At 58.6% G+C, this 2517-nt stretch carries 2 protein-coding genes and 1 pseudogene; 1 reads left to right on the top strand and 2 read right to left on the bottom strand.

Translation table 11 applies throughout. The features are described from left to right. Window positions 1-179, top strand: a pseudogene (locus H5U08_RS15630) (argininosuccinate synthase domain-containing protein); the annotation flags it as partial. A 424-nt stretch (window positions 180-603) separates the two neighbouring features. On the opposite strand, the gene trpA reads toward H5U08_RS15630, so the two are convergent. Together trpA and trpB are read right to left on the bottom strand one after the other, a co-directional pair. Then, window positions 604-1434 (bottom strand): tryptophan synthase subunit alpha, encoded by an 831-nt coding sequence (gene trpA, locus H5U08_RS15625; RefSeq protein ID WP_297035117.1) that lies wholly within the window; start codon window positions 1432-1434, stop codon window positions 604-606. Between the two features lie 62 nt (window positions 1435-1496). Then, window positions 1497-2517 (bottom strand): tryptophan synthase subunit beta (trpB, locus tag H5U08_RS15620; protein ID WP_297035114.1); only part of this gene is annotated, 1021 nt, incomplete at its 5' end.

Below are 2517 nucleotides of genomic sequence, written 5' to 3'. Positions count from 1 at the left end.
GCCTCTATAAGGGGAATATCTTCGTGGACAGTCGGACCAGTCCCAACAGCCTGTACGATGAAGGCATTGCCACGATGGAAGCAGGCGGGGACTACGACCAGAGCGACGCCGAAGGATTCCTCCGGATTCAGGGGCTTCCGCTGCGCGTGCAAGCACGGGTACGACCGAGAACCTACTGACGTCTCGCCGGCAGTGTCGTTTCCAATCAACTGACGTGGGATTAGGCTTGCGTTCAGCAGGCACCGGCGCGAAGGTCGATTTCGCCCGGGCGTCAACCCGCGCGATCACCTGGGCTATCCCCGCTTCTCCAAAAATGCCCGAGTTGTCCCGACACAGCATGTTGCAGGGGCAATTGCTGAACTGCCCCAATCATCTGACCAGCAACTGAACCGACCAGTTGCAGGTTGCTCGGCGAAATGGATTATCAAAACGTTGGAAAGCGGACGTGACGATCACGTCCCTCCGAGAGTGGACCTGACAATCAGTTCCTCTCGGGGCGAATCTGGCTCCTACGCCAACCAGTGTGAGCGTTCGCGTCTCCATCGCCAGGGGAAAAGTGGGGAGTGGGTCGGGGCAGACAGGCCGAGCGGGCTCCGACGGTTCTCAATCACGCTGCGCCAAAGACTGGGATGCTGCGTCCAGTGCAGAAAGGAGACTCCTGGCGAACTGTCGGAGTTCGAGAAGGACTTCGTGCTTCGGCCGCGTTGCAGCTTCCGAGATTCGTCGGACGAAAGCCGATCCCACGATCACACCATCGACAACCTGTGCGACCATTTGGGCATGTTCCGGCCGACTGACGCCAAATCCCACACAGATGGGGAGATCGGTCTGCTGCCGTAACCAGGCCACATTGTCCACCACACTGGCTGGGAGCTCAGAGCGTTCACCGGTAATCCCGGCTACGGACACATAGTAGATGAATCCCCGGCTTTTCTGGGCGATGTCGATCGCCCGAGGCCGCGGCGTGGTGGGCGTGATCAATTGGATCAAGTCGATATTTGCCTCATCGCACACCGCACGAAGGTCACCCGACTCTTCGACTGGCAAATCAGGGACGATGAGTCCTGCCAGACCGGATGACCGTGCAGTCTCGACGAACTTCCGGATTCCCCGTCGCAGGACAATGGCATAGCTCACCATTCCCACGATCGGGGTAGCCACTTTTGGGGCAACCCGAGCGACGGTTTCGAACACCGCGTCCACCTTGACGCCTGTCTGAAGTGCCCGGGTATAAGACGCCTGAATAACGGGGCCATCCGCGATGGGATCGCTGTAGGGGAATCCTAGTTCAAGCAGTGCGCAACCTTCTTCGGAGAGCAGTTGGATGACCTCCTGGGTGAACTGCAGATTGGGGTCGCCCGCCGTCAGAAACGGCATGAGTGCCTTCTTTCCGTGCTGGCGGAGTTCTCGAAAAACGTTAGAAATAGTGGACATGTCGATTCCCTGTTCCACGCCTCCAGTGTGATTCAACAGACTCAGAGAATGATGCTGGGCCGTCACGCGAAATCCTGCCCGAGCAGTCGCGCCACCTCCTGGGTGTCTTTGTCTCCTCTTCCGGAAAGGCAGACGACGACTACCTGATCACGACCCAGTGTCGGGGCCAGTTCCATGGCCTTAGCCAGGGCATGGGCACTTTCCAGGGCCGGAAGAATGCCTTCCAATCGCGCCAGGGTCTGGAACGCTTCTAAAGCCTGACGATCGCTGACATTGGTGTAGGTGACGCGTCCCGTCTCTTTCCAGTAGCTGTGTTCGGGGCCCACACCGGGGTAGTCCAAACCCGCGGAGATTGAATGCACGTCCGCGGTTTGGCCGTCTTCGTCTTGCAAAACATAGGAATAGGTCCCGTGGAGAACGCCGGGCCGACCGTAACACAGGGTGGACGCATGGTCCCCAAGTTGGGAAGAACGCCCTCCGGCTTCAACCCCCAGGAGTTTCACGTCGTCATCGATAAATGGATAAAACATGCCAGCGGCGTTGCTCCCTCCTCCTACACAGGCCACAATCCAGTCCGGGAGTCGCCCGAATTGTTCGAGACATTGAGCGCGAGTTTCCCTCCCGATGATCGATTGAAAATCGCGGACAATTTGCGGGAAGGGATGCGGACCGGTGACCGATCCGAGACAGTAGTGAGTCGTCTCCACGGAACTCATCCAGTCTCGAAGTGCCTCGTTGATCGCATCACGGAGCGTTCGTGATCCACTGGTGACAGGCACCACCTGGGCCCCCAGCAGCCGCATGTTAAAAACGTTGGGCCGCTGGCGACGCATATCCTCTTCACCCATGTAGATGACGCATTCAAGGCCGAATCGAGCACAGGCCGTAGCGGTGGCCACGCCGTGCTGACCCGCTCCGGTTTCCGCGATAACACGGCGTTTTCCCATTCGAACAGTCAGGAGCGCCTGACCGAGCGAGTTGTTGATCTTGTGCGCCCCGGTATGGTTGAGGTCCTCCCGCTTCAAATAAATGCGGGCACCCCCGCAAAATTCCGACAGTCGTTGAGCATAATACAGTGGGGAG

It is taken from the genome of Thermogutta sp., from assembly GCF_014359955.1.
Taxonomy (GTDB): domain Bacteria; phylum Planctomycetota; class Planctomycetia; order Pirellulales; family Thermoguttaceae; genus Thermogutta.
The sequence above is the reverse complement of the archived record's forward strand: the minus strand, read 5'-3'. Positions and strand labels throughout refer to the sequence as shown.